Consider the following 23,733-nt stretch of genomic DNA (forward strand, 5'->3'; position numbering starts at 1 on the left):
AGTTATGAACAAACAGTCTATTCGTGACATCGATGTAAAAGGGAAACGCGTCTTTTGCCGCGTTGACTTCAACGTTCCACTCAAAGATGGCGTCATCCAAGACGAAACTCGGATCCAAGCCGCACTTCCAACGATCAAGCACTTGCTTGACGGTGGTGCGAAACTCGTCCTTGCGAGCCACCTCGGCCGTCCAAAAGGCGAGAAGAACCCTGAGTTCTCACTTGCTCCAGTAGCGAAGCGTCTCGCTGAACTCATCGGAAAAGATGTACCGCTCGTCGAAGAAGCATACGGTCCGGTCGCAGAAGAAGCGGTCGCTAACCTCTCTGAAGGCGATGTCGTCGTTTTAGAGAACGTTCGTTTCTACCCAGGTGAAACGAAAAACGACCCTGAACTTGCAAAAGGATTTGCAGCACTTGCTGACGTATACGTCAACGACGCGTTCGGCGCGGCTCACCGTGCACACGCTTCAACTGAAGGGATTGCACACCACGTGGACACAGCCGTTGCTGGTCTCTTGATGGAAAAAGAACTTGAAGTTCTCGGTAAAGCTCTTTCAAACCCAGACCGTCCGTTCACGGCAATTATCGGCGGGTCGAAAGTAGCGGATAAGATTGGGGTCATCGACCACCTTCTTGACATCGTTGACACACTCATCATCGGTGGCGGACTCTCGTACACGTTCTCGAAAGCACTCGGACACGAAGTCGGAACGTCACTCCTTGAAGAGGATAAGCTTGACCTCGCTCGTCAATTCATGAAGAAAGCAGAAGACAAAGGCGTGAAATTCTTGATGCCTGTCGACTGCGTCATCACGAAAGAATTTGGCGAAGAAACGTATGTCGGCCCAGTCGATATCGACTCGATCCCAGCGGATCACATGGGTCTCGATATCGGACCGAAGACAGTCGAACTTTACGCGGACGCGATTCGCGAATCGAAACTTGTCGTATGGAACGGACCGATGGGCGTATTCGAACTCGATAAATACGCAAACGGAACGAAAGGTGTCGCTCAAGCGCTTGCGGACAGCGATGCATACTCAATCATCGGTGGTGGCGACTCAGCAGCTGCGGCAGCCAAGTTTGGTCTTGCTGACAAGATGAGTCACATCTCAACTGGTGGCGGCGCGTCACTCGAATTCATGGAAGGCAAGAAACTTCCAGGTGTCGAGGCGTTGAACGACAAGTAATTTAGAGGAGGGTTATCGATGCGTAAACCGATTATTGCAGGTAACTGGAAAATGAACAAAACACTCTCGGAAGCTGTTGCTTTCGTTGAGGAAGTGAAAAACAACATCCCATCTACTGACAAAGTAGATGCAGCGATTGGTGCTCCAGCACTTTTCCTCGCACCGATGGTAGAAGCAGCTAAAGGGTCAAACTTGAAGCTCGGTGCACAAAACATGTACGACAAAGATAGCGGTGCTTACACTGGCGAAATCAGCCCAGTGATGGTCGCTGACCTCGGCGTGACTTACGTCATCCTCGGTCACTCAGAACGTCGCGAGTACTTCGGTGAGTCGGATGCGTTCATCAACAGCAAAACGAAAAAAGCGTTCGAACACGGTCTTACGCCAATCGTTTGTGTCGGTGAAACACTCGAGGAGCGCGAAGGCGACAAGTTCGAAGAAGTCATCAAAACACAAGTCGAAGGCGGTCTAGCTGACCTTTCTGCTGACCAAGTCAAACAACTCGTCATCGCGTATGAGCCAGTTTGGGCAATCGGTACAGGGAAATCAGCGGACGAAGCAGACGCACAAAGCTCTTGTAAATATGTTCGCGACGTGGTGAAAGGTCTTTACGGTGAAGACGTAGCGGCTGCAGTACGTATCCAGTACGGTGGATCTGTAAAACCAGAGAACATCAAAGAGTATATGGCACAGGAAGATATCGACGGCGCACTCGTCGGCGGTGCTTCACTTGAAGCCGCTTCGTTCCTCAAATTGTTGGAGGCGATTTAAATGGCTAGACCAGTCGCACTCATCATTTTAGATGGTTTCGGGATGCGTGACGAATCGTTCGGAAACGCAGTCATGGCTGCGAACAAACCGAACTTCGATCGCTACTGGGAGCAGTATCCACATACGCTCTTAAACGCAAAAGGCGAGTACGTCGGTCTTCCGGAAGGACAGATGGGGAACTCGGAAGTCGGTCACTTGAACATCGGTGCCGGCCGAGTCGTCTATCAGTCACTCTCACGCGTGAACAACGCAATCAAAGACCGTTCGTTATTCGACCGTCAGGCGATGAACCATTTGGCAGGTCATGTGAAGAAACATGATTCGAGCCTCCATATCATGGGTCTCGTATCAGATGGCGGGATTCACTCGCACATCAATCACATGTTTGCCATCGTTGAGTTCGCAAAACTCCACGGCATCGAAAAAGTGTACATTCACGCGTTCACGGACGGCCGTGACTGTGATCCGAAATCAGGAGCTGGTTTCCTCAAAGAAACAGAAGAAAAGCTTGCTGAACTCGGTGTCGGTCAAGTCGCTAGCGTGTCTGGTCGCTACTATGCCATGGACCGCGACAACCGTTGGGAGCGCGTCGAGAAAGTATACGACGTCCTCGTAAACGGTAAAGGCGAAGTTGGCACGGACCCAGTCGAAGTTCTCAAGAAGTCTTACGAGAACGATTTGACGGATGAGTTTGTGTTACCAACTGTCATCGAAAAAGATGGAAAGCCGGTTGCGACAATCCAGGACAATGATGCCATCATGTTCTTCAACTTCCGTCCGGACCGGGCGATCCAACTCGCAAAAGTGTTCAAAGAGAAAGTCGGCTTCAAAGGCTTCGAACTCTCAAGCAAACACCCAGAGAACATCTTGCTCGTCTCGATGACGAAGTTCTCGGATGAGGTCGACACGGATATCGTCTTCCCACCGGAAGATTTGAAAAACACACTCGGGGAAACGCTCTCTGCACAAGGGTACAAACAACTCCGTGCTGCAGAAACAGAGAAATACCCACACGTCACGTTCTTCTTGAACGGACAAAAAGAACAACCATTTGAAGGTGAGGATCGTCTCCTTGTCCCTTCACCGAAAGTCGCGACGTACGACTTGCAACCAGAAATGAGCGCATATGAGCTCACAGACGGTTTGCTCGAGCGTATCGAGTCAGATGAGTATGATGCATACATCATCAACTTCGCAAACCCGGATATGGTTGGTCACTCAGGGAAGCTTGAGCCGACGAAGAAAGCGATCGAAGCGGTCGACGAATGCCTCGGTAAAGTAGTGGACGCATTACTTGCTAAAGGTGGCGCGGCCATCATCACAGCGGATCACGGGAACGCGGACATCGTCACGAACCCGGATGGCTCACCGATGACGGCGCACACGACGGAACCTGTTCCATGTATCGTCACAAAAGAGGGAGTCGAACTGAAACCAGTTCTCGACGGCGCACTTTGCGACCTCGCCCCAACGCTTCTTCACCTTCTCGGTGGAGAGCAACCAGCTGAAATGACTGGTTCGTCAATCGTTACAAAATAATACAACTATTTTTCAAACGAAAAGGAGCGATTTTTCATGTCAATGATTACAGAAATTTACGCACGCGAGATTTTAGATTCACGCGGTAACCCATCAGTAGAAGTAGAAGTCTTCACAGAAGACGGCGGTTTCGGCCGTGCCCTCGTCCCATCAGGCGCATCAACAGGTGAGCACGAAGCAGTTGAGCTTCGCGATGGCGACAAGTCACGTTACCTCGGTAAAGGTGTCTTGAAAGCAGTTGCGAACGTGAATGACACGATTGCACCAGAACTCATCGGTTACGATGTATTCGACCAAAACGCAATCGATGCGAAAATGATCGAACTCGACGGTACACCAAACAAAGCAAAACTTGGTGCAAATGCAATCCTCGGTGTATCGATGGCAGCAGCTCACGCAGCAGCAGATGAGCTCGGTCTCCCACTTTACACATACCTTGGTGGATTCAACGCGAAGACACTTCCAACACCAATGATGAACATCATCAACGGTGGTTCGCACGCGGACAACAACGTGGACTTCCAAGAGTTCATGATCATGCCTGTCGGCGCGCCAACATTCCGTGAAGCGCTCCGCATGGGTGCTGAAGTATTCCACGCCCTCAAATCAGTTCTTTCTGGTATGGGTCTTAACACAGCTGTCGGTGACGAAGGTGGTTTCGCACCAAACTTGAAGTCTAACGAAGAAGCGATCACAGTTATCCTTGAAGCGATCGAAAAAGCTGGTTACAAACCAGGTGAAGACGTCTACCTCGCAATGGACGTTGCATCTTCTGAGTTCTACGACAAATCAACTGGTAAATACGAACTCGCTGGCGAAGGCAAGTCACTCACAACTGCTGAGCTTGTAGACTTCTACGCTGAGCTCGTTGACAAGTACCCAATCCTCTCAATCGAAGATGGTTGTGACGAAAACGACTGGGATGGCCACAAGCTTCTCACAGACAAAATCGGACACAAAGTTCAACTCGTTGGGGATGACCTCTTCGTAACGAACACATCTAAACTTGCTGAAGGTATCGAAAAAGGAATCGCAAACTCGATCCTCATCAAAGTTAACCAAATCGGTACGCTCACAGAAACATTCGACGCGATCGAAATGGCTAAAAAAGCTGGTTACACAGCAGTCGTCTCTCACCGTTCTGGTGAAACAGAAGACGCGACAATCGCAGACATCGCTGTTGCGACAAACGCTGGACAAATCAAAACTGGTTCACTTTCACGTACAGACCGTATCGCGAAATACAACCAACTTCTCCGCATCGAAGACATGCTCGGCGATGTAGCGAAATACGACGGTATCAAGTCGTTCTACAACCTTAAAAAATAATTGATTGATTGTTTCAGGCTCGCCAATCGGCGGGCCTGTTTTTTTGTGTGGAATAACCGTTTAATCGACGGTGGGAAAACTGATCGGTCGTCAACCCGTCTTGCGGCACCGATGCTTTCTGCAGGCAATCCACGGAGCCTCCTCGCGCTTATGCGCTTGCGGGGTCTCCGCGAGATTGCTTTCCTGCAAGAGTCACGGTGCCGCTTCGACGGGCGTGAACGCTCGGTGTCGAACCTCCTCGTGCTGTATACTGAACGTGACTGATAAAGGGTAGGGGGAGATTGGATGGATCAATCGAATGAACAAGAAAAAAGGTTGAGCGGTGGGAACGTGTCAACTGTCTATAAAAAGGGAATTACGTCTATCGCACTCAAAAGGAAGGCAGCGAGCGTATTCATCGATGGTTACGTCACTTGGAGGCAAAGCAACTTTCCGGAGTGCCGCGTTTTATTAGAATCGATGATCGAGGAAGAGAAGTGTTAACTTACTTGGAAGGAGAAACCGCAGACTATCCCTTGAAGTCTTACATGTGGTCCGATGAGGCGATTCAGGATGTTGCACGACTAATGAGACGTATACATGATGCGTCGACAGATTTTGAGTGGTCGTCAGATTGGTCACCGATTGACAACACACCACAACCGTTAGAGGTCATCTGCCATAACGACTTCGCTGTCTACAATACAATTTTTCATGAAGGAAAAGTGGCAGGAATCATCGATTTCGACTTGGGTGCACCGGGACCGCGGGCTTGGGATATCGTCTATGCCCTTTATACGTTCGTTCCGCTCAGTCGTCGCCATCAAGCTGAAACAGGGGAAGTCGTCTATTATGATACCGATCGAGACGATGCAATCTATAACAAGCGGGTATCGTTGTTTCTCGATGCCTATGGTTGGGAGCAAGCGGAGGTCGACTTGTTCGACATGTTGCAACGACGCATCGAAGCGCTCTGTCTGTTGATGAAACGAAAAGCTGCGGAAGGAGACGTCGCCTTCCAAAAGATGATTGACGAAGGACATTACAATCATTACCAAGAGCAACTTCGGTTTATTCGAACGCATGGACAGAAGTGGTTCTGAAACAATCTGAAGCGGGAATATAGAAAATGAAGCATGAATGGGGAGGCGATTTTCGTGATGATGCTAGGATTTCTTTTCTTGGTATTGCTCATTGGATTCGGCATATGGTACTATCTCAAATCGCACCGGAATGACGATTGGTCATGACAACATTGTCATGACCTCTCATTTGTGTCAGTTTGCACAAAATTTGGGTATACTCTCTACATAACGAGTAAAGGAGCCCATGCTTATGACACGAGTACGTAAAGCCATCATCCCAGCCGCCGGTCTCGGCACCCGCTTCCTTCCTGCCACGAAAGCCATGCCAAAAGAAATGTTGCCGATTGTCAACAAGCCGACGATCCAGTTCATCGTCGAGGAAGCCGTCGCTTCAGGCATCGAGGACATCATCATCGTCACGGGGAAGAACAAACGGGCGATTGAAGACCATTTTGACCGTGCGCTCGAACTGGAACAGAACCTCGAATCGAAAGGGAAGACGCGCTTGCTCGAATCGGTCCGACATTCCTCGAATTTGGCGAACATTCACTACATACGCCAACAGGAGCCAAAAGGTCTCGGTCATGCGATTTGGTGCGCCCGGAAGTTTATCGGAGACGAGCCATTCGCCGTCTTGCTCGGGGACGATATCATCGAATCCGATGTGCCGGCGACGAAGCAGTTGATCGACCAATATGAGGCCCACGATCGTTCGATCATCGGGGTGCAGCGTGTCCCGTATGAAATGACGAACCGATATGGTATAATTGACCCGCTTGCCGTCGAAGGGAAGCTCATCCCGGTGCGGACGTTCGTGGAGAAACCGCCCATCGATGAGGCCCCGTCGAACTTCGCCATCCTCGGTCGCTATATCTTGAAACCGGACGTCTTTGAGGCGTTGGCGGGACAAGAGGCGGGGGCCGGGGGCGAGATTCAATTGACGGATGCGATCGCACGCTTGAATGAGGGGCAGACGGTCTTCGCCTACGAATTTGCCGGTCGACGTTACGACGTCGGAGAGCCGATCGGGTTCGTCGAGACGACGATTTGCCACGCGCTCAGCGATCCTGATTTAAAAGATGACGTCCATGCCCTATTGAAACGGCTCGTGGACGAACTTGATCAACAGTAAGGTGTGTTATTTTTGAAAACAATGCTTATGGTGTGTCAAAACTATTATCCGGAGATCGGCAGTGCCGGCAACCGGATGCAAAACATTACGCATTTGATGAAGCAGCGCGGGTATGAAGTCGAGGTCATCACGGCCGCCCCTTCGTATCCGAGCTTTGATATGTATCAGGACGACCGCTTCTGGAACGACCGGGAGTTAAACGACCAACCGTTCATCAAGCGACTCATCACGAAGAAACGGAAACATACGTCTAACATGGTCAGTCGTCTCTTCCTGTTCCTCGAACAGATGGTCAAAGGGATCCGGGAAGTCCGTAAGCTCGAATTGAAGCCAGACGTCGTCTTTGCGACGACCCCTTCTTTTTTTATGGCGTTTGTCGGTGCTTATGCGAAACGAAAGTATCGCGTCCCGTTCATCTTGGACGTCCGTGACCTTTGGCCAGAGTCGGTGAAAGGGGTCGGCGTCTTCAAGTACGATTGGGTGCTCACGCCGGCGTTTTGGATGGAGAAACGACTGTATCGTGTCGCCGATGAAGTCATCATCAACTCGGAAGGATTCCGCAGCTATCTTCGTCAGCGCGGTGTGCCGAACGAGAAGATTCACTACATGCCGAACTCGATCCGGGAAGCGGAGCGAACACTCGAGCGGACGATCCCACCGGACGACCGGATGGAGATCTTATACGCCGGGAATATGGGCCTTGCCCAGGATGTGTCGTTGTTACTCGAACTCGCCGAGCGATTCCGGGATGAACCACGGATCCACTTCAAATTGATCGGCTACGGCTATCGGAAAGAAGAGTTGAAACAGACGATCAAAGACCGTGGCTTCCAAAACTTCTTGTTCCTCGAGGCGATGCCACGGACAGAGGCGTTTCAGGCGATTAAAAATGCTGACGTCGCATTCGTCAGTCTGATCGAGCAAGAAGTGTTCGATACGGTCATCCCTGGGAAACTCATCGACTATATGGCAGTCGGCAAACCGATTGTCGCAGCAGTGTCAGGCCATGCGGCGAATGTCATTGAAGCGGCGGAAGTCGGCTACGTGTCACGGAAGCGTGACATCGATGAGATCGAGCGGATCCTACGGAAGCTCCTCGACCGACCGGATTTACGGGAGGCACTCGGGGCGAATGGGATTCGTTACGTCAAAGAGAATTTATGTTGGGAAGAGAATATCGACGTGTTAGATCAAGTCGTACAACAGTTAGTGATGGAGGAAACACGATGAAGTCAGTATGTATGTTTGTATGGAACCATTTTACGAATGATGCGCGCGTCCTTCGTGAGTGCTCGGCACTCGCCGAGGCAGGCTATGAAGTCGATTTGATCGCGCTTCAAGATCCGAAAAATAAAGAGCTTCCAAAAGAAGAGATGCGTCCGGAAGGCTTCCGCGTCATCCGCGTGAAGCGTCAACCTTCGATTCTCGTCAACGCGCTCAAGTTCGCGAAGAAGACGTATCAATGGGTGAGCGAGAAACGGACCCGCCAAATCGGTGCCGGACTCGTCGGTGCCGGGTTGTTCCTACTCGCGCCGATCACGATGCTCGCGCTCGGAGCGGCTATCGGGACGGTCTTGTTGCCGCAAGTGCGTAAGCAAATCGTCAACGCGAGTGCGATGCTCGAGATGGTGTTCGCTTCGACGAAAAAATCGTATGACTTTTACCATGCGAACGATTTGAACACGCTCCCGCAGGCACTCCTCGCTGGAAAAGTGTTCAACAAAGGTCGGATCGTCTACGACTCGCACGAGGTACAGACGGACCGTACGGGTTACGGCTATATTCAAAGTAACCTCGAGGGCTGGCTCTTGCCGTTCGTCGATACGATGATGGTCGAGAACCATACGCGTGCAGCGCACAACGAAGAGTTGTACGGGTTCTATCCGTACGTGCTCCACAACTATCCGTTCTACCGTCCGCTCGACTTCTCGCTCCGTAAGGACTTGCATGCGCTTCTCGACTTACCGAAAGACGAGAAGATCCTCTTGTATCAAGGGGGCATTCAAGCCGGACGCGGTCTCGAACAGCTCGTGCTCGCGGCGAAAGACTTCAAAGAAGGCACGCTCGTCATGATCGGGGACGGGAAGCTTAAACCGACGATTCAACAGTTGATCGAGACGGAAGGGGTCGGCGACCGCGTCAAGATGATTGACAAAGTACCGGTCGAAGCGTTACCTTACTATACGATGAACGCCTATTTAGGCTTCCAAGTATTGAACAACGTCTGCTTCAACCACTACTCGGCCTCATCGAATAAATTGTTCGAGTATTTGATGGCCGAAGTACCGGTCGTCTCATGTGACTTCCCTGAAATCGAACGGGTCGTTGCGGGGAACGATGTCGGGGTGCTCGTCGATTCGCACGATCCACAATCGATCGCGGACGGCGTCAACCGGATGATTGAAGACCAAGCACTCTATGCGCGTGTCAAAGAGAACACGAAGACCGCGCGTGAGAAATATAACTGGGATTTGGAAAAAGAGGCACTCTTGAACGTCTACGCGAACGCCGCGGAGCGCAAGTTGCCGATTATGAAAGACGGTGCGCCAAAGCCAGTACAATCTTAAGACTGCGGCTTTTGCCGCGGTCTTTTTTCTATGGAGGGAGGACATTTATGAAACGTCAACAACAACATCTATTGCGCCAACAAGTATGGCGCAAGCTACAAACCATCTCGGTGAAGGACATCGCCTGGATTATCGCAGGCTCCTTCATTCTTTCGTTCGGGGTCAACTACTTCACCGTACCGAACGACTTCTCGGAAGGTGGCCTGCTCGGGGTCACGATCATCCTGTACTACGTATTCGGCTGGGACCTCGGGCTCACGTCGATCATCGGGAACGGGATTCTCTTTATCGTCGGCTATAAGCTGCTCGACCGTCGGACAATGGTCTATTCGGTCATCGCCGTCATCGCGACGTCATTCTTCCTCAGTCTGACACATGACTGGGGCAGCCCTGCCGAGGACAAACTGCTTGCGGCCGTCTATGCCGGAATCATGATCGGGGTCGGGATCGGCATGGTGCTCCGTGTCGGCGGGACGACCGGCGGGGGTGTCATCATCGCCCGTCTCATGGAGCGCTATCTCCACTTGAGTGTCGCCGTCTCGATGTTCATCATCGATGCGATCGTCGTCGCCACGTCGGGCTTCTTCTTAGGGGAACAAGTCGTTCTCTATACGCTCATCGCGATCATCATCGGTTCATGGGTCATCGACCTCGTCGCGGAAGGTCTCAACATCCGCAAGGCCGTCACAATCATCAGCGATAAGCAAGAAGAGCTCGCTGTCGTCTTGACGGAGACGCTCGGACGCTCGGCGACGATCATCCATGGACATGGTTACTACACGAAGCAGGATAAGAACATGTTGTATATGATCGTCGACAAACGTCAGATCGCGCCACTCAAAAAAATCGTCCAAGTAACGGACGACCGCGCCTTCGTCGTCATCCACCAGGTGAAGGAAGTCATCGGGGAAGGGTTCAGCTACCCGTCCCGATAATTTGAATGCTGGTGTTTTATTGATAACTTCTATATAATAAAAGGCGTGTAAATAGAAGGAGGAACTGACTACTATGCAAACGATCGCTACAATCAGCCTACTTGTCGTGGCTGTCTTATTGATTGTCGTCGTACTGCTCATGTCAGGTCGGTCGCAAGGTCTTGGAGCGATTGCAGGTGGCGCGGAGCAGTTGTTCGGACGCCAGAAAGCACGCGGCTTCGATGCTGTTTTGAACCGAACTGCAGCTGTACTAGGCACTTTGTTTTTCATTTTAGGATTACTAGTCGCATCATTATGATGATAAGGCTGATCGTTCTCGATTTTCACGTGAGGCGGTCAGCTTTTGTTTTTTCGATTTATTTTTTGGGAATAATGTAGATACGAGGAGATGACAGATAAAATGAAAGTGACAGCACCAAAACCGTTCTTCTTCGAGGGCGGAAAACGTGCCGTGTTGATGTTACATGGCTTCACTGGATCGAGCGCGGATGTCCGCATGCTCGGTCGCTTCCTTCAAAAAGAAGGATACACATGTATGGGACCGATCTATCGTGGTCATGCCGTCCCACCGGAAGAATTACTCCAATATGGACCGAAAGACTGGTGGGAAGACGTCTTGGACGCTTACCAGACGCTCGTCGACAAAGGCCATGAGGAGATCGTCGTCTGCGGACTCTCGCTAGGTGGCGTGATGTCGCTCCGTCTCGCCGAGGAGAAAGACGTCAAGGCGGTCATCCCGATGTGCGCACCGACGGGAATCGATGCCGAGGACCGCTTGTATAAAGGAGTCCAGGCATATGCCCGAGAATATAAGGGTAGAGAAGAAAAGTCGCCGGAACAGATCGAGCAGGAGATGGCAGAGTTCAAACCGATGCCGACCTTGAAAGACCTCCGTGCCTTCGTCCGCGACACGGCGTCGAAGCTCGAGGACATCTTCGTCCCGACACTCGTCGTCCAAGGCGCCAAAGACAACATGATCGACCCGGAATCGGCGAAACAAATTTACGAGGCGGTCAACACGTTCCAAAAAGAGTTGCTCATCTATGAGAACTCGGGACACGTGATCACACTCGACAAAGAAAAAGAGAAACTGCACCAGGACGTGCTCGATTTTCTCGAAACGTTAGACTGGTCAGTCTAAGAAGGAGGTGTCACGTTGAATTTACGTGACCAATTATTAGAGATCTTACAGGCGAGCGAGAAACCGCTCTCTGTCGATCAACTGACCGAGCGATTACAGCTCGCGTCGACGGATGACTTCAAAGAGCTCATCCGCACATTGAATGCCCTCGAGGAAGAGGGCGCCATCGGCCGGACGCGGACGAACCGTTACGGGACGCTTGCCACGCTCGGACAAGTCGCGGGGATCATCTCGATTCACCAGCGCGGCTTCGGCTTCTTGTCGGTCGAAGGGGAAGCGGAAGATGTGTTCTTGCCGCCCGACCAACTGAAGGACGTCTACCATGGCGATACGATCCTCGTCAAAAAACGCGAGGACAACCGTGGCAAGACGGAAGGGATTTTATTGAAAGTACTGAAGCGCGGACTCTCCGAATTCGTCGGGACGTATACGCTCCCGAGCGGTCGACTCGACCAGTTCGCCTTCATCGAGCCGGATGACAAACGCATCAACTTCTGGCCGGTCGTCAACCCGGACAAGTCACTCGGTGCCGTCGACGGACATAAAGTCGTCGTGCGCATCACGAAGTATCCGGACGGACGCTTCGCCGGTGCCTGTGACGTCGTACGTATCATCGGGCATAAGAACGACCCAGGCGTCGACATCTTGTCGATCGTCTATAAGCACGGCATCCCGACGGAGTTCCCGGAGGACGTGATCGCTCAGGCGAACGCGGTACCGGACGAAGCGGACGAGAAAGACTTCATCGGACGCGTCGACCTTCGTGACGAGACGATCTTCACGATTGACGGCGAAGATGCGAAAGACTTGGACGATGCCGTCCACGTCAAAAAACTCGATAACGGCAACTACGAGCTCGGTGTCCATATCGCTGACGTCTCGCATTACGTGAAAGAGGGCTCACCACTAGACGTCGAGGCGTTCGAACGTGGGACGAGTGTGTATCTCGTCGACCGCGTCATTCCGATGCTGCCGCACCGACTCTCGAACGGGATCTGTTCCCTCAACCCGCACGTCAACCGCTTGACGCTCAGCTGCGTCATGGAGATCTCCCCGCAAAACGGGAAAGTCGTTCGCCATGATCTGTTCCCGAGTGTCATCAAGACGACGGAGCGGATGACGTATACGAACGTCCGTGAGATCATCGAACGTGATGACGAAGAGACGTTGAAAAAGTACGAACCGTTCATCGGTGAGTTCGACCTCATGGCCGAGCTCGCGGAAGTGCTTCGGAAACGTCGTAACTCGCGCGGTGCCATCAACTTCGATTTCGCCGAGGCGAAAGTCGTCGTCAACGAGGAAGGGAAGCCGGCAGATATCGTGCTTCGTCCACGTTCGGTCGCCGAGAAGTTGATCGAGGAGTTCATGCTCGCGGCCAACGAGACGGTTGCGGAACACTTCCACAAGATGGACGTGCCGTTCATCTATCGTGTCCACGACAATCCGAAACCGGACAAGCTCGACTTCTTCTTCGACTTTGTCGCAAACTTCGGTGTGCATATTGAACGCATCAAAGGACAGACGGTCGAACCGAAGACGCTTCAAAAGATTTTGAAGGCAATCGACGGAGAACCGGAAGAGCCGGTCATCAGTACGATCATGCTTCGTTCGATGCAACAGGCGAAATATGACGACGTCTCGCTCGGTCACTTTGGACTCGCGACAGACTTCTATACGCACTTCACGTCACCGATTCGTCGTTATCCGGACTTGATCGTCCACCGTCTCATGCGCACGTACGTCTTCAACAACGATTTGTCGGAGAAGACGATCGCGAAGTACGAGGACCGTCTCGGGGCGATCGCCGAACAGGCATCGAAACGGGAACGTCGCTCGGTCGACGCAGAGCGCGAGACACAGGCGCTCAAGAAAGCCGAATACATGGAAGCCCATCTCGGTGAAGAGTTCGATGGTGTCGTCGCCGGCGTCACGAACTTCGGGATGTTCATCGAGCTTCCGAATACGATCGAAGGGCTTGTCCGTCTCCAGTCGATGGATGACTACTACCACTTCGACGAATCACAGCTCATGTTGCTCGGCGAGCGGACGAAACGTCAATTCCGCATCGGGGACGCCGTCCGTGTCAAAGTCGACGCCGTCAACTTAGACGAGCGGACGATCGACTTCACGGTCGTCGGCATGCCGAAACGGGAACCGTCAAGCCGTCGCCAACCGACGACAATCAAAGCGAAAGGCGGTCGTCCGAAGAAGGACGAGAAAGACCTTCGTGGCGGTCGCGGTCGGGACGACAAGAAGAAGCGCGGCAAACCAGGAAGACCTGGTAAGCCGGGCAAACCAGGTGAGAAACCGAAACGAGACGGGGAGAAGTCTTCCCAAGGCCGTTCGGCACTCGACCTGAAGAAGAAAGACAAGCACAAACGAAAAGGCGACGCCAAACGAGGTGCGAAGAAACGTCGCTGACGGGGAAGGGCTCATCCCTTCCTCCGTATCTTGTAGATAAAGGACTGAATGTGTATGGCCAAGAAGAAAGATTCGAACGCACTCGCCCAAAACCGCAAGGCGTCCTTCGATTACGCGATCGAAGATACGATTGAGGCGGGCATGGTGCTCACAGGGACGGAGATCAAATCGGTCCGTCAATCGAAGATTAACATCGCGGATGCGTACGTCCGGTTCGATGGGGGCGAGGCGACGCTTCATAACTGTCATATCAGCCCATTCGAACAGGGGAACCGCTTCAACCACGACCCACTCCGCGTCCGAAAGCTATTGTTGCATAAGAAGCAAATCAATCAGCTCATTGGAGCATCAGGGCGTGACGGCTACACGATCATCCCGCTCAAGGTGTATATCAAGAACGGGTTCGCCAAGTGCCTGCTCGGCGTCGGAAAAGGGAAGAAGAAGTACGACAAACGTGAGGACTTGAAGAAGAAAGACGCGAAGCGTGACGTCGACCGTGCGATGCGCGATCGGCAAAAATACTGACAACGAATCCTGATTGTGGTATATTAAATAGAGTACCAATTACCACCTCGGGGACGTTATGGATTCGACGGGGGTAGGTCGGTCGTATGTGGCGTGTCGAGGGGTCGGCCTCGTTAAAACGCAAACGCCTATAACTGGCAAAACTAACACACAACTCGCAGCAGCCTAAGTGCCCTGCGGATCCTGACATCCATCGCTTGTGTGGATGACTTTCAGGGTCTCAAACTAAGCAAGCTACGCTTCAACCTCGCCGTCTGAGGGCGCGAAGAAGAGATGAAACAGACTGGATGCGACAACGCCTGTTTATCGGCAGTGTCACATCGAGATTCAATAGATAAACTACACACGTAGAAGCATACGTTACGATGCCTTCGGACGCGGGTTCGACTCCCGCCGTCTCCATTTTGAAGCAGTCTGTAACGACTGCGATCAATGATTTTCATGAAGACCTTCTAATTTCATTGAGATTAGAGGGTCTTTGCTTTTGATTGAAGCCATGAAGAAAGGAAGGTGAAACACATGGGAAAATATCAATTAGATAAGAGAAGCAAAGTAGCTGCGGCGAAATACCAAGACGGCAAAAAGCCGACTGTCTCGAACAAGAAAGAACGATTGAACCAGCTTCGTGAAGCATATTTGCAGAAGCGACAAGAGAAGAAGTGATCTTGTGAAGGATAAAATCGTTCATTTGAGTTCAAGTGTTATCATAAGAAGTAAAGATGTGTGAAGAAAATCATCAATGTATGTCTTTCATTGTTGGTTTTCTTATAATGTCTCCTCTTCAAATTGAATTCGATTTATTTTTCGTCTTCTAATCGACGTCCTTTTCTACAACTATAGAAATGTTAAGGGAAATTGCTTTTAGGTTCACGAATAAGATAAATATTATTTGAATGTGGAGGGATTAGATGTTAAAGGCTGTTCATACTCCTAATATGACTGGTGTTTTACTTTCAGCGGAGCCGGAAGATTTTAGAATACTATATGATTCACTACATAAGCTTCTTGATCGTGCGGGTGAGGATATAACGGATGGACCGGTAATTCGAATTTTAGGTTTTTGCTACGAACTTAGACATACGTTTATGGGTCACCGTAATGCAAGCTTTAAAGAACACGGACTTAATGACGAACAATTAGCTTTTTTATCACTGGTGGGACCGAAACAAAATTTGATCCTCTCATTTGAAATGTTTTGGCCAGAAATGTTTTACGTCATCTTTTCATTGGAATCGTTTATAAAAGAATATCAAAAAAAGCATAAAGCTACTGCCTGGGATCCACATATTGCGCAGACTCGCATGTTGCAGTCTGCTATTTATCAACTGGTGGAAGACACCGTTACACCAAGGCAATTCACGAGCTTTAAAAAATGGATTGCCCAAAATGAATCTGAACACATTTTGTTTACACAATATATTGATTACTTAAATAGTGAGTGGCATGAAATGGGCTTAGAAAAACGTCAAAAGAATTTTAATATTATTGCCAAGCGGACATGTCAGATTACACCAGATTATGAGCGTCAACAAAAACTAATTTTCGAAGCGGCGATTGAGCATCGATGTCATCCTTCAGAAATTCGTTATCCCTCTGAATTTTATGAGCACGTAGAATGGTAAGTACTCATTTAACTAAATCAGGCGAGAATTCTCCCTCCTCTAAGCGTCTCGGGGCGTAGCCCGGCGTAGGTGGGAGATGAATCGCCCGGTCCAAACGTCTTTTCCCCCTGTGACAGATAGGACGAACAAAAGTTCGTGATTCCGTCAGATTCTCCCTCCCCCCTCCGCGGGTATCGGATGAGGAGGACATATCACGAGCTGCTGGAGGGAGGAGGGACGGACATGCTGAAAGGCTACAAATATAGGCTTCACCCGACGCCTGCACAGGCCGAGTTCCTCATCAAGACGATCGGCTGCGCCCGGTTCATCTACAACAAGCTGCTCGAGGACCGCATCGCCATCCGCGATGAGGCGAAAGCGGGGATCGTGACGAGACGAAATCCGGCGACACCCGCATCCTACAAGCCCCTGTTCCCGTTCCTCGCCGAGGCGGACAGCCTCGCGCTCGCGAACGCGAAGTTGAACCTCGACACCGCGTTCGCGAAGTTCTTCGCCGGAACGGCCGGCTTCCCGGCCTTCAAATCGAGACGACGGTCGCGCGCCTCCTACACGACGAACAACCAGCACGGTACGATCCGCATCGAGGACGGCAAGGTGAGACTTCCTAAAATCGGCTTCGTGAAGTTCGAACAACATCGTCCGTTCGAGGGCGTCATCCGGTCGGCGACGGTGTCGATGACCAAGACAGGCAAGTTCTTTGTCTCCCTCCTCGTCAAACAGGACGATGAACCATGGATCCCAGCCGAGAACAAGGTCGGGATCGATCTCGGTTTGGACCATTTCGCCGTCATGACGAACGACGCGATGGTCTCGGAGAAGATCGACAACCCACGTTTCCTTCGTAAGTCCGAAGAAAAGGTCAAGAAGGCGCAGCGCGCTTTGTCACGCAAGAAGATCGGGAGCAAGAATCGTGAAAAAGCCAAGTTACTTTTGGCCAAGAAACACGAAAAGATTGCGAATCAACGTAAGGACTTCCTTCACAAGCTGTCGAGACGGATCGTTGACGAGAACCAAGTCATCGTCGTGGAGACATTGACATCGAAGGACATGATGAAGAACCACAAGGTCGCCAAATCGATCGCAGATGTCAGCTGGTACGAGTTCGTCCGACAGCTAGAATACAAATCAAACTTCTACGGACGGACACTCATCAAGGCAGACCCCTGGTATGCATCGACCCAGATCTGTTCCACTTGCGGAGTAAAAGGCGAGAAGAAAAAATTAGATGTCCGTGAATGGACGTGTGCCTGTGGCGCGCATCATGACCGTGACATCAACGCGAGTCTCAACCTATTGATGTTGGCTGACTGACAACCATTCAGGGCAGGGACTGCCCGGTGAGCTTGGTAAACAATCGTGGCTGGTAAAAGCATGGTCTTCCCAAGAAGCTCCCACTTCAATTTGCGAAGCAAATAAGTGGCGAGTAGTTCACTTCGTGTCACTGAATAAGGGAATAACCAACTAGTCTCATCTAATCCACTCAAGCCATCGAGTGTATGAAAGATAATCTGCACACCATTTTCATTTCTACGTTTCTCGACTGAATAAATCAAAAGGATATCCTCCTAATTTTGAATACGTATGCAGAATCTAACCTTAAACCTGGGGGCGAATGAATGAAAAGGATTTGTGATTGTGAAAATTTGAAAAGAATCACTATAGAGGCGGATGTGGGGGCGGACCCGACATGGTGTGTGACCTGTCGATACAATATAGAATTGAATGAGTTTACGATTTCTGACCAATTGAAGCGTGATTTCTATGAATGGGTTAGTCGATTCGGAGAATGGATTGACTGGGACACGGATGCACTTGCTAAAGGATGGGAAATCAAGGTAGAGCAACATAATCGTGAAGGAGACTTACTTTCGAAGCGTTTACAAGGAGAGCTTGGTGGAGCATATGAAATTGAATTCACTCCTGCAAACACAATTGAGGAAGGACACTTTTGACAGCTGTCCTTCCTCAACATTACATTATTTTGACGATAGGATACCTTGTCTGAAGCGAGAGTATGTCCCAAGCCGCCATACCTTTTCCATCGGTCCGTATGTGAAACGGCGAAGCCATACCATACTGAATACGATCAATACGGCGTTGATGACGATTGCCCATAGTCCTGTTTCAATCGTTGTGAACGTCTGTCCGAATGTAGCAACAGTCACCATAAGTGCAGTCTGAAGCAAGTAATTCGTCAACGCCATACGACCAAACGCTTGAAGTGGGGCGAACCAGGAACGTGTCGTCCGTAGTTGACTCATATTGACAAGGATGGTGATATAGAACGCCGCTAAAAAGGGAGCTGACCAATTCGAATAGTCGAGCATACGGATATATGCTTGAATTTCTTCATTAGTCGGGGTGTAGCCGACATTGAAATACGATAAGCTTGGTAAATTCGTATATTGTAGCCAGACAAATCCGGCGGATAAAATACCGGTAACGACCAGTCCGACCTGCCAACGTACCCGGTGCGTATGGACGTGACGAAACACCTCATACTGCCCCGCTGCAAGCCCGAGCAAGATGAGAGCAAGCGGCATTAACAGTTTCGTGCTGGTATAAGCGAGTACAGCTAGTCCGATCAGACCTAGAATCAAATTAACTGACCGAGGAAGACGGTATGCGAACAGGAGGAGCAGCCCGCTCACGGCATAAATCGTTAGCGCCTCCCCCGGCTGAAATTGCATATGAATCAAGCCGAAGCCGAGTAAGAGGAGCAATCGTTTCGTAAATAAAACGTATGCGCGATCTCCACGTTCTATTGCTCGGTGGATAAAGAGATAAAACCCGACGCCAAACAAAAATGAGAAGATCATAAAGAACTTCCCGTCGATGAAGATGTGAAGGGCGTATATATAGTAATGTTCCATGACGGTGTTTGGGTCGCTCGGACGTAATAAACTGAGAATGTTCATAAAAACAATACCGAATAAGGCGAAGCCTCGTAGTGTATCGAGGACATTGATTCGTTCATGTGATGGTGTGGCTTTCATATAGATGTCTCCTTTCAATTTCCTCTTCCGAGTATGAAGGGAGCACCTTACATATAATCTGCGGCAACCTTACAAAATCCTGAACTTCACTAGAAACAGTGATTCCAAAAATTGTATGTTACACTAAGGGAAAACGATTAGGGGTAAACAGATGACCATTCATTTTGCCAGGATGACGGGACCAGAAATCGCGAATTATGTGACTTGGTTGATTGACGATTATGCAAAAGATGTCGCGCGCAACTATCAACTTCCGATGGTGTTGGCACAAGAGGAATCGACTCAATTGATTCGGGACCTCTTCCCAGACAATCAACCCGGGGAAGGGCAGACGATTGTTCATGTGATGAACGGAGATATTCGTGTCGGAATTTTGTGGTATGCGTTTCAAGCTGAATCGAAACGCATCTTCATTTATCACATTTTGATTGAAGAGACCTACCGTGGGCAAGGGTATGCGACAGCAGTGTTTGAGAAACTTGAAAACGTGGTCTCAGAAGAACTTGGCGCAACATCCATTGGACTAAGTGTATTCGGTACGAATCCAGACGCACAGCGATTATATAAACGACTCGGATTCCAAGAAGCGTCCATCGCCATGAACAAACAGTTATGAGAGGAGTCGACATGAAACGTTACTTGAAGTGGCTTTTGGCCGGATTTGGTGTGATTGTGATTGGGGTGACGGGGTTGGTATTTGCCTTTTATCGGTCGATGCAACCAGATCCCGATGAGGAAGCAAAAGTGATGAAGATGGCTGAATCATATGTACTCGAGCGATTCAAAGATGCTGAAGTGACAGAAGACGTATTATTCGACAACATGGGAAACTTTCCGTTTGAGTATGCGGCGATTGTGGTGGATTCGGTGACGGGAACGGAATTTTATGTTTACGAGAATGAATCGACCGGAGAAATCGTTGATACGTTTCTCTCATCCAAATGGGAAGATGCGGTCACAGAGGCGATTGAAGATTCGATTGATACGGCGTTTGGTGCAGACGTCACCTATGTCGTCCTATATGACGAAGAAAGTATCCGACAACTCGATGTCTCCTCGGCAAATCCAATCGCCTATCAGACAGCCGACGTTTCGCCGACAATCATATTGACGCTTCATCGGGAGCCGGAAGCCGATGACGAAGAGCGCGTTCGGACGTGGATGTCTGCGTTACAAGAGAACGACATCCTGAAGCGAGCCGAGATTCGTGTTGACTATACCGCTAAAAACGGAGAACTTCTTGATGATGGTACTGGTTTAGATTTATCGTTTTAAAAAAGAATCCCACTCTCCAATCGGAAAGTGGGATTTGTTCAGTCAAACACTCGACTGATCCAGCGTTTGAAAAAGGGTTGGCCAGATTGTGTCACGCTATGATTGTCGAGCTCCACCTCTTCGATCGTCTCATTCGGAGACCTCAATTGAATCGTCATCTCGTCACCAAGCCCAGTCGTGACACCGCTCTCAAATTGAAGATTTCTTGTCACATACGCGTTTGCGTATAAGAAACCACCTTTTTCATCCACTTGTACCTCCTGAATCGTATAGTGGAATTGCTCGACCCAATCTCGTTGACCGAGGAGGAGCCGGACGACGTCATCTTCGTGTGACAGTTTCGTTCGTTCGATATTTTCAAGAGGAGTATGCGCTTCAATCGCTTCTCGCTGCGCTTCTAAGATATCTTTGAAGTGGTGTGTCGCAACTTCCGTCGTCCATGCAGCGGAACCTGTCTTCGACTCGGTCGCATAATGGAAAAGAGCAAATCCAATCAAGGCGAATAACGCCAGGACACTTACTCGTTTGAACTGTTTCATCGTCGAGCTCCTTCCATATCAATTCAAGATTGAAGACGTTAAAAGGTTGTCAATGGACCTCGCGATTACTCGAGAATGTGACTTATCGACCGGTGATTTGATCCAACCAATTCGCGACCAAGTCCGCGCTGCCATCTTGGAACATAAATATGGATACCCCGACCATCACAAGCCCGACTAAAATCAATCCACCTTGTTTCGCGCTACTTGCAATCCCTCGCACGATGAGGATAATTCCCAACCCAAGCAAAAGAAAGTACCAAAATCCCATGAATATCCCTCCTTTTTCTAATTATTCTCATTTTAGTATGAATCGGTCGAGCAGGCTCTACATACTTAGACTGATTTATCTTTTAAAAAAGAAGGGTACATTACCTCTATGCGAATAATTAGGGGAGTGACCATTATGCGGAAAACGATTGTCATTGCGGGGGCGAGCGGCTATATCGGCTCGAACGTGATGGAGCAGCTAAAAGAAGAGTACGACATCATCGCGTTATCGCGATCAACGAAAAATAAAGAAGATGAGGCCCATATCACATGGCGTGCCTGTGACTTATTTTCATATGAGGCAACCAAAGAAGCATGCGAGGGCGCGGATTACGCGATGTTCCTCGTGCACTCGATGATTCCGGACGGCGGCTTGACGCAAGCGACGTTCGAGGACATGGATGCGCTCATTGCGGACAACTTCGCCCGGGCGACGAAGGCGAACGACATCGAACAGATTGTCTATTTGAGCGGAATCATCCCGAAACAAGAGAAGACGTTATCGCGTCATTTGAAGAGTCGACTCGAAGTCGAACGCATCCTCGGCGGACAAGGGGTACCGGTAACAACGATTCGGGCTGGACTGATTATTGGTCCGGAAGGTTCGTCGTTCCCGATTTTAGCGAAGCTCGTCAAACGATTGCCGACGATGATCTTGCCACGTTGGACAAAGACGGAAACACATCCGATCGACATCCGGGAAGCCGTTCAGGCACTCATCTCGGTCGTCGGTGCCGAGTCGCTTTATGACCGTCATATCGACATCGGGGGTCCCGAGGTGATGACGTATCGGAAGATGATCGAGCAGACAGCCGAGGTTATGGACAAGCGTCGCGTCTTGATCGACTTCCCGTTCCCGACAATCAAACTGTCGCGGCTATGGGTCATGGCGGTCACGGGTGAACCGAAGGCGACCGTCTATCCGCTCGTCGAGAGCATGGGGCACGCGATGGTCGCAGAAGACACGGTCGAAGGTATCGGTCAGGGAGAGATTCCGTTCAAACAGGCGGTCGAACATGCGCTTGAGGAAGAAGAGAAGCAGTCCTCGGGCGGTAAGAAGAAAAAGCAACCGAAATCGTATACCGTCCGTTCGATTCAGCGGTTCGGTCTGCCGGAAGAAAAGTCGGCGCTTTGGATGGCGGACACGTACTTTGAGTGGCTCGGTCGTTTTATGTATCCGTTCATTCAGACGACGAAAGAAGACGATAATTGGGAGATTGCGCTGCTCGATCCGTCGTTCGTCGCGCTTCATCTATCGCTTGAACAGGAAGCGACGGACGATATGGCATCCTTTGCGATTGACGGGGGCAAGTTCGTCAAGTTAAGTGAAGAGGATCAGACAGGGCGTCTCGAGTTTAGACGCTTACCGGATTCGGATGAAGGACTCGTCGCCATCCATGAGTTCGTCCCAGCACTTCCGTGGTGGTTCTATACGAAGACACAGGCGAAAGCCCATCTCGCCGTCATGTGGTTATTCGGTCGTCATGTGAAGTTGTTGGCGAAAGACGCGGAAGACGGCGATCAAGTCGTAGAGGCTCCGACGAATTGAAGGGAGACGCATCGAAAGGTGCGTCTTTTTACTTTACTTTGATGATGTTAGAAGCTACCGTCGGAATGTCATCTCCATTTTGAACGATGAGATATACGTGTTTTGCTTTGAATGGAGTGTCGTACATGAACTTTGCTAAGTCCAAGAGAGAGGTATCAAACTCATTGTGAAAGATGACGGAAAATTCAAAAGTAGAAACTTCAAATAATAGAGATGCATGGGTATAATCCTTTTGAGATTTTTTCAGCATGTTCTTTTTTGTTTCTTCAATGTACGTGGCAGCCTGTTCCTTTAGCTGTTCATAACCTTTTAATCTTGAGATCCACATCCCTTGTTCATTTAAAGCTTGTGCAATTTCCACATCCCGTGGTCCGTTTATGTAAGAACTCACTTCGAACTTTTCTTCGGTCCCATTTGGATGCAGTATGACAAAGTCATAATTTTGATTCCCGATGATGATTTTCGCTTTAGCGTCTTTTGGGAAATAAGGCGAGAGGGAAAATACATAAGCGGGTACAAACTCCTCTTGAAACTCTTTGAATTCTCCTTTGCGTAACCTCGAAATCTTTAAAGCCATGCGGTCGTCCTTCAGTGCTTGAATCACCTCTTCAAAGTAATTTTTCATTTCAGTCGGTGTACGATATTCAGATAAATCTTTTAATATGGCAAACTGTTTTTCCATAGATTATATCTCCTTTGTTACGGAAGGTAATATCAGTTCAATGATTCTAACTTTTATCAGTGTGTGTCTAATGCCTATTGTACCATCTCGTTCTTTGTACATTCTGTTAACGTTTTTCTCAATCCGTTTACAAGCCCTCTTTCCAGGCGTACACTAAACTCGCTTTTGAACTGATGGGAAAGAAGGA

25 protein-coding genes and 1 other RNA gene are annotated in these 23,733 nt (G+C 49.9%); 22 read left to right on the forward strand and 4 right to left on the reverse strand.

All coding sequences use genetic code 11. The features are described from left to right. The first annotated feature begins 4 nt into the window (after positions 1-4). From KNO70_RS03505 to KNO70_RS03590, 19 genes are all read left to right on the forward strand, one after another. A complete protein-coding gene (locus KNO70_RS03505; RefSeq protein ID WP_078147303.1) occupies positions 5-1,189 on the forward strand; it encodes a phosphoglycerate kinase in 1,185 nt (394 codons plus the stop codon). Between the two features lie 18 nt (positions 1,190-1,207). Next, a complete protein-coding gene (gene tpiA / locus KNO70_RS03510; RefSeq protein ID WP_078147302.1) occupies positions 1,208-1,960 on the forward strand; it encodes a triose-phosphate isomerase in 753 nt (250 codons plus the stop codon). Continuing rightward, positions 1,961-3,499 carry a 2,3-bisphosphoglycerate-independent phosphoglycerate mutase gene (gene gpmI / locus KNO70_RS03515; RefSeq protein WP_012726909.1) on the forward strand — a complete coding sequence of 513 codons (1,539 nt, stop codon included), beginning with the start codon at positions 1,961-1,963 and terminating at the stop codon, positions 3,497-3,499. It begins immediately after the preceding gene. Between the two features lie 36 nt (positions 3,500-3,535). Then, complete coding sequence (eno, locus tag KNO70_RS03520) at positions 3,536-4,828, forward strand: phosphopyruvate hydratase (RefSeq protein ID WP_012726908.1); 1,293 nt, start codon at positions 3,536-3,538, stop codon at positions 4,826-4,828. Positions 4,829-5,113: 285 nt separating this feature from the next. Further along, on the forward strand, positions 5,114-5,311 hold the full coding sequence (locus KNO70_RS16300; RefSeq protein ID WP_353048724.1) for a hypothetical protein: 198 nt from the start codon (positions 5,114-5,116) through the stop codon (positions 5,309-5,311). 83 nt (positions 5,312-5,394) lie between these two features. Next, complete coding sequence (locus KNO70_RS16305) at positions 5,395-5,910, forward strand: phosphotransferase (protein ID WP_353048725.1); 516 nt, start codon at positions 5,395-5,397, stop codon at positions 5,908-5,910. A 232-nt stretch (positions 5,911-6,142) separates the two neighbouring features. After that, the gene (galU, locus tag KNO70_RS03530) at positions 6,143-7,024 is read left to right on the forward strand and encodes a UTP--glucose-1-phosphate uridylyltransferase GalU (protein ID WP_214730418.1); all 882 of its coding nucleotides are present in this window, start codon (positions 6,143-6,145) and stop codon (positions 7,022-7,024) included. Positions 7,025-7,045: 21 nt separating this feature from the next. Next, a complete protein-coding gene (locus KNO70_RS03535; RefSeq protein WP_035387888.1) occupies positions 7,046-8,254 on the forward strand; it encodes a glycosyltransferase family 4 protein in 1,209 nt (402 codons plus the stop codon). Beyond that, positions 8,251-9,591: a glycosyltransferase gene (locus KNO70_RS03540; RefSeq protein WP_214811227.1), complete on the forward strand. Its 1,341-nt coding sequence runs from the start codon at positions 8,251-8,253 to the stop codon at positions 9,589-9,591. The genes KNO70_RS03535 and KNO70_RS03540 overlap by 4 nt, the downstream gene beginning before the upstream one ends. A 47-nt stretch (positions 9,592-9,638) precedes the next feature. After that, on the forward strand, positions 9,639-10,526 hold the full coding sequence (locus tag KNO70_RS03545; RefSeq protein WP_012726903.1) for a YitT family protein: 888 nt from the start codon (positions 9,639-9,641) through the stop codon (positions 10,524-10,526). Positions 10,527-10,599: 73 nt separating this feature from the next. Then, positions 10,600-10,824 (forward strand): preprotein translocase subunit SecG, encoded by a 225-nt coding sequence (secG, locus tag KNO70_RS03550; RefSeq protein ID WP_012726902.1) that lies wholly within the window; start codon positions 10,600-10,602, stop codon positions 10,822-10,824. Between the two features lie 102 nt (positions 10,825-10,926). Beyond that, entirely contained in the window at positions 10,927-11,667 is a 741-nt protein-coding gene (locus KNO70_RS03555) for an alpha/beta hydrolase (protein WP_214811229.1), read from the forward strand. Positions 11,668-11,682: 15 nt separating this feature from the next. Next, on the forward strand, positions 11,683-14,088 hold the full coding sequence (gene rnr, locus KNO70_RS03560) for a ribonuclease R (protein ID WP_214811231.1): 2,406 nt from the start codon (positions 11,683-11,685) through the stop codon (positions 14,086-14,088). A 54-nt stretch (positions 14,089-14,142) separates the two neighbouring features. Then, entirely contained in the window at positions 14,143-14,613 is a 471-nt protein-coding gene (gene smpB / locus KNO70_RS03565; RefSeq protein ID WP_012726899.1) for an SsrA-binding protein SmpB, read from the forward strand. A 49-nt stretch (positions 14,614-14,662) separates the two neighbouring features. After that, positions 14,663-15,018: a transfer-messenger RNA gene (gene ssrA, locus KNO70_RS03570) on the forward strand. A gap of 114 nt (positions 15,019-15,132) precedes the next feature. Then, positions 15,133-15,276, forward strand: a complete 144-nt coding sequence (locus tag KNO70_RS03575; RefSeq protein ID WP_214730421.1) for an alcohol dehydrogenase — start codon at positions 15,133-15,135, stop codon at positions 15,274-15,276. A 245-nt stretch (positions 15,277-15,521) separates the two neighbouring features. Further along, positions 15,522-16,235 carry a DUF6904 family protein gene (locus KNO70_RS03580; RefSeq protein WP_214730422.1) on the forward strand — a complete coding sequence of 238 codons (714 nt, stop codon included), beginning with the start codon at positions 15,522-15,524 and terminating at the stop codon, positions 16,233-16,235. Positions 16,236-16,457: 222 nt separating this feature from the next. Continuing rightward, entirely contained in the window at positions 16,458-17,546 is a 1,089-nt protein-coding gene (tnpB, locus tag KNO70_RS03585) for an IS200/IS605 family element RNA-guided endonuclease TnpB (RefSeq protein WP_214730423.1), read from the forward strand. A gap of 305 nt (positions 17,547-17,851) precedes the next feature. Next, entirely contained in the window at positions 17,852-18,187 is a 336-nt protein-coding gene (locus KNO70_RS03590; RefSeq protein ID WP_214730424.1) for a hypothetical protein, read from the forward strand. 24 nt (positions 18,188-18,211) lie between these two features. Here the strand turns inward: KNO70_RS03590 and KNO70_RS03595 are convergent, their stop codons facing one another. Continuing rightward, entirely contained in the window at positions 18,212-19,231 is a 1,020-nt protein-coding gene (locus tag KNO70_RS03595; RefSeq protein WP_214730425.1) for a DUF418 domain-containing protein, read from the reverse strand. 151 nt (positions 19,232-19,382) lie between these two features. On the opposite strand from KNO70_RS03595, the gene KNO70_RS03600 reads away from it, so the two are divergent. Further along, a complete protein-coding gene (locus tag KNO70_RS03600; protein ID WP_214730426.1) occupies positions 19,383-19,847 on the forward strand; it encodes a GNAT family N-acetyltransferase in 465 nt (154 codons plus the stop codon). A gap of 11 nt (positions 19,848-19,858) precedes the next feature. After that, positions 19,859-20,506 (forward strand): hypothetical protein, encoded by a 648-nt coding sequence (locus tag KNO70_RS03605; protein ID WP_214730427.1) that lies wholly within the window; start codon positions 19,859-19,861, stop codon positions 20,504-20,506. A 38-nt stretch (positions 20,507-20,544) separates the two neighbouring features. Here the strand turns inward: KNO70_RS03605 and KNO70_RS03610 are convergent, their stop codons facing one another. Together KNO70_RS03610 and KNO70_RS03615 are read right to left on the reverse strand one after the other, a co-directional pair. Beyond that, positions 20,545-21,045 carry a hypothetical protein gene (locus tag KNO70_RS03610; RefSeq protein ID WP_214730428.1) on the reverse strand — a complete coding sequence of 167 codons (501 nt, stop codon included), beginning with the start codon at positions 21,043-21,045 and terminating at the stop codon, positions 20,545-20,547. 82 nt (positions 21,046-21,127) lie between these two features. Then, positions 21,128-21,316 carry a hypothetical protein gene (locus KNO70_RS03615; protein ID WP_012726888.1) on the reverse strand — a complete coding sequence of 63 codons (189 nt, stop codon included), beginning with the start codon at positions 21,314-21,316 and terminating at the stop codon, positions 21,128-21,130. A gap of 135 nt (positions 21,317-21,451) precedes the next feature. Between KNO70_RS03615 and KNO70_RS03620 the strand changes: the two genes are divergently transcribed. After that, positions 21,452-22,864, forward strand: a complete 1,413-nt coding sequence (locus tag KNO70_RS03620; RefSeq protein ID WP_214811235.1) for an NAD-dependent epimerase/dehydratase family protein — start codon at positions 21,452-21,454, stop codon at positions 22,862-22,864. Between the two features lie 28 nt (positions 22,865-22,892). On the opposite strand, the gene KNO70_RS03625 is transcribed toward KNO70_RS03620, so the two are convergent. Continuing rightward, positions 22,893-23,546: a hypothetical protein gene (locus KNO70_RS03625; protein WP_214683887.1), complete on the reverse strand. Its 654-nt coding sequence runs from the start codon at positions 23,544-23,546 to the stop codon at positions 22,893-22,895. Positions 23,547-23,733 lie beyond the last annotated feature (187 nt).

The sequence above is a fragment of the Exiguobacterium sp. s181 genome (assembly GCF_018617125.1).
GTDB classification, from domain to species: Bacteria; Bacillota; Bacilli; order Exiguobacteriales; family Exiguobacteriaceae; genus Exiguobacterium; species Exiguobacterium profundum.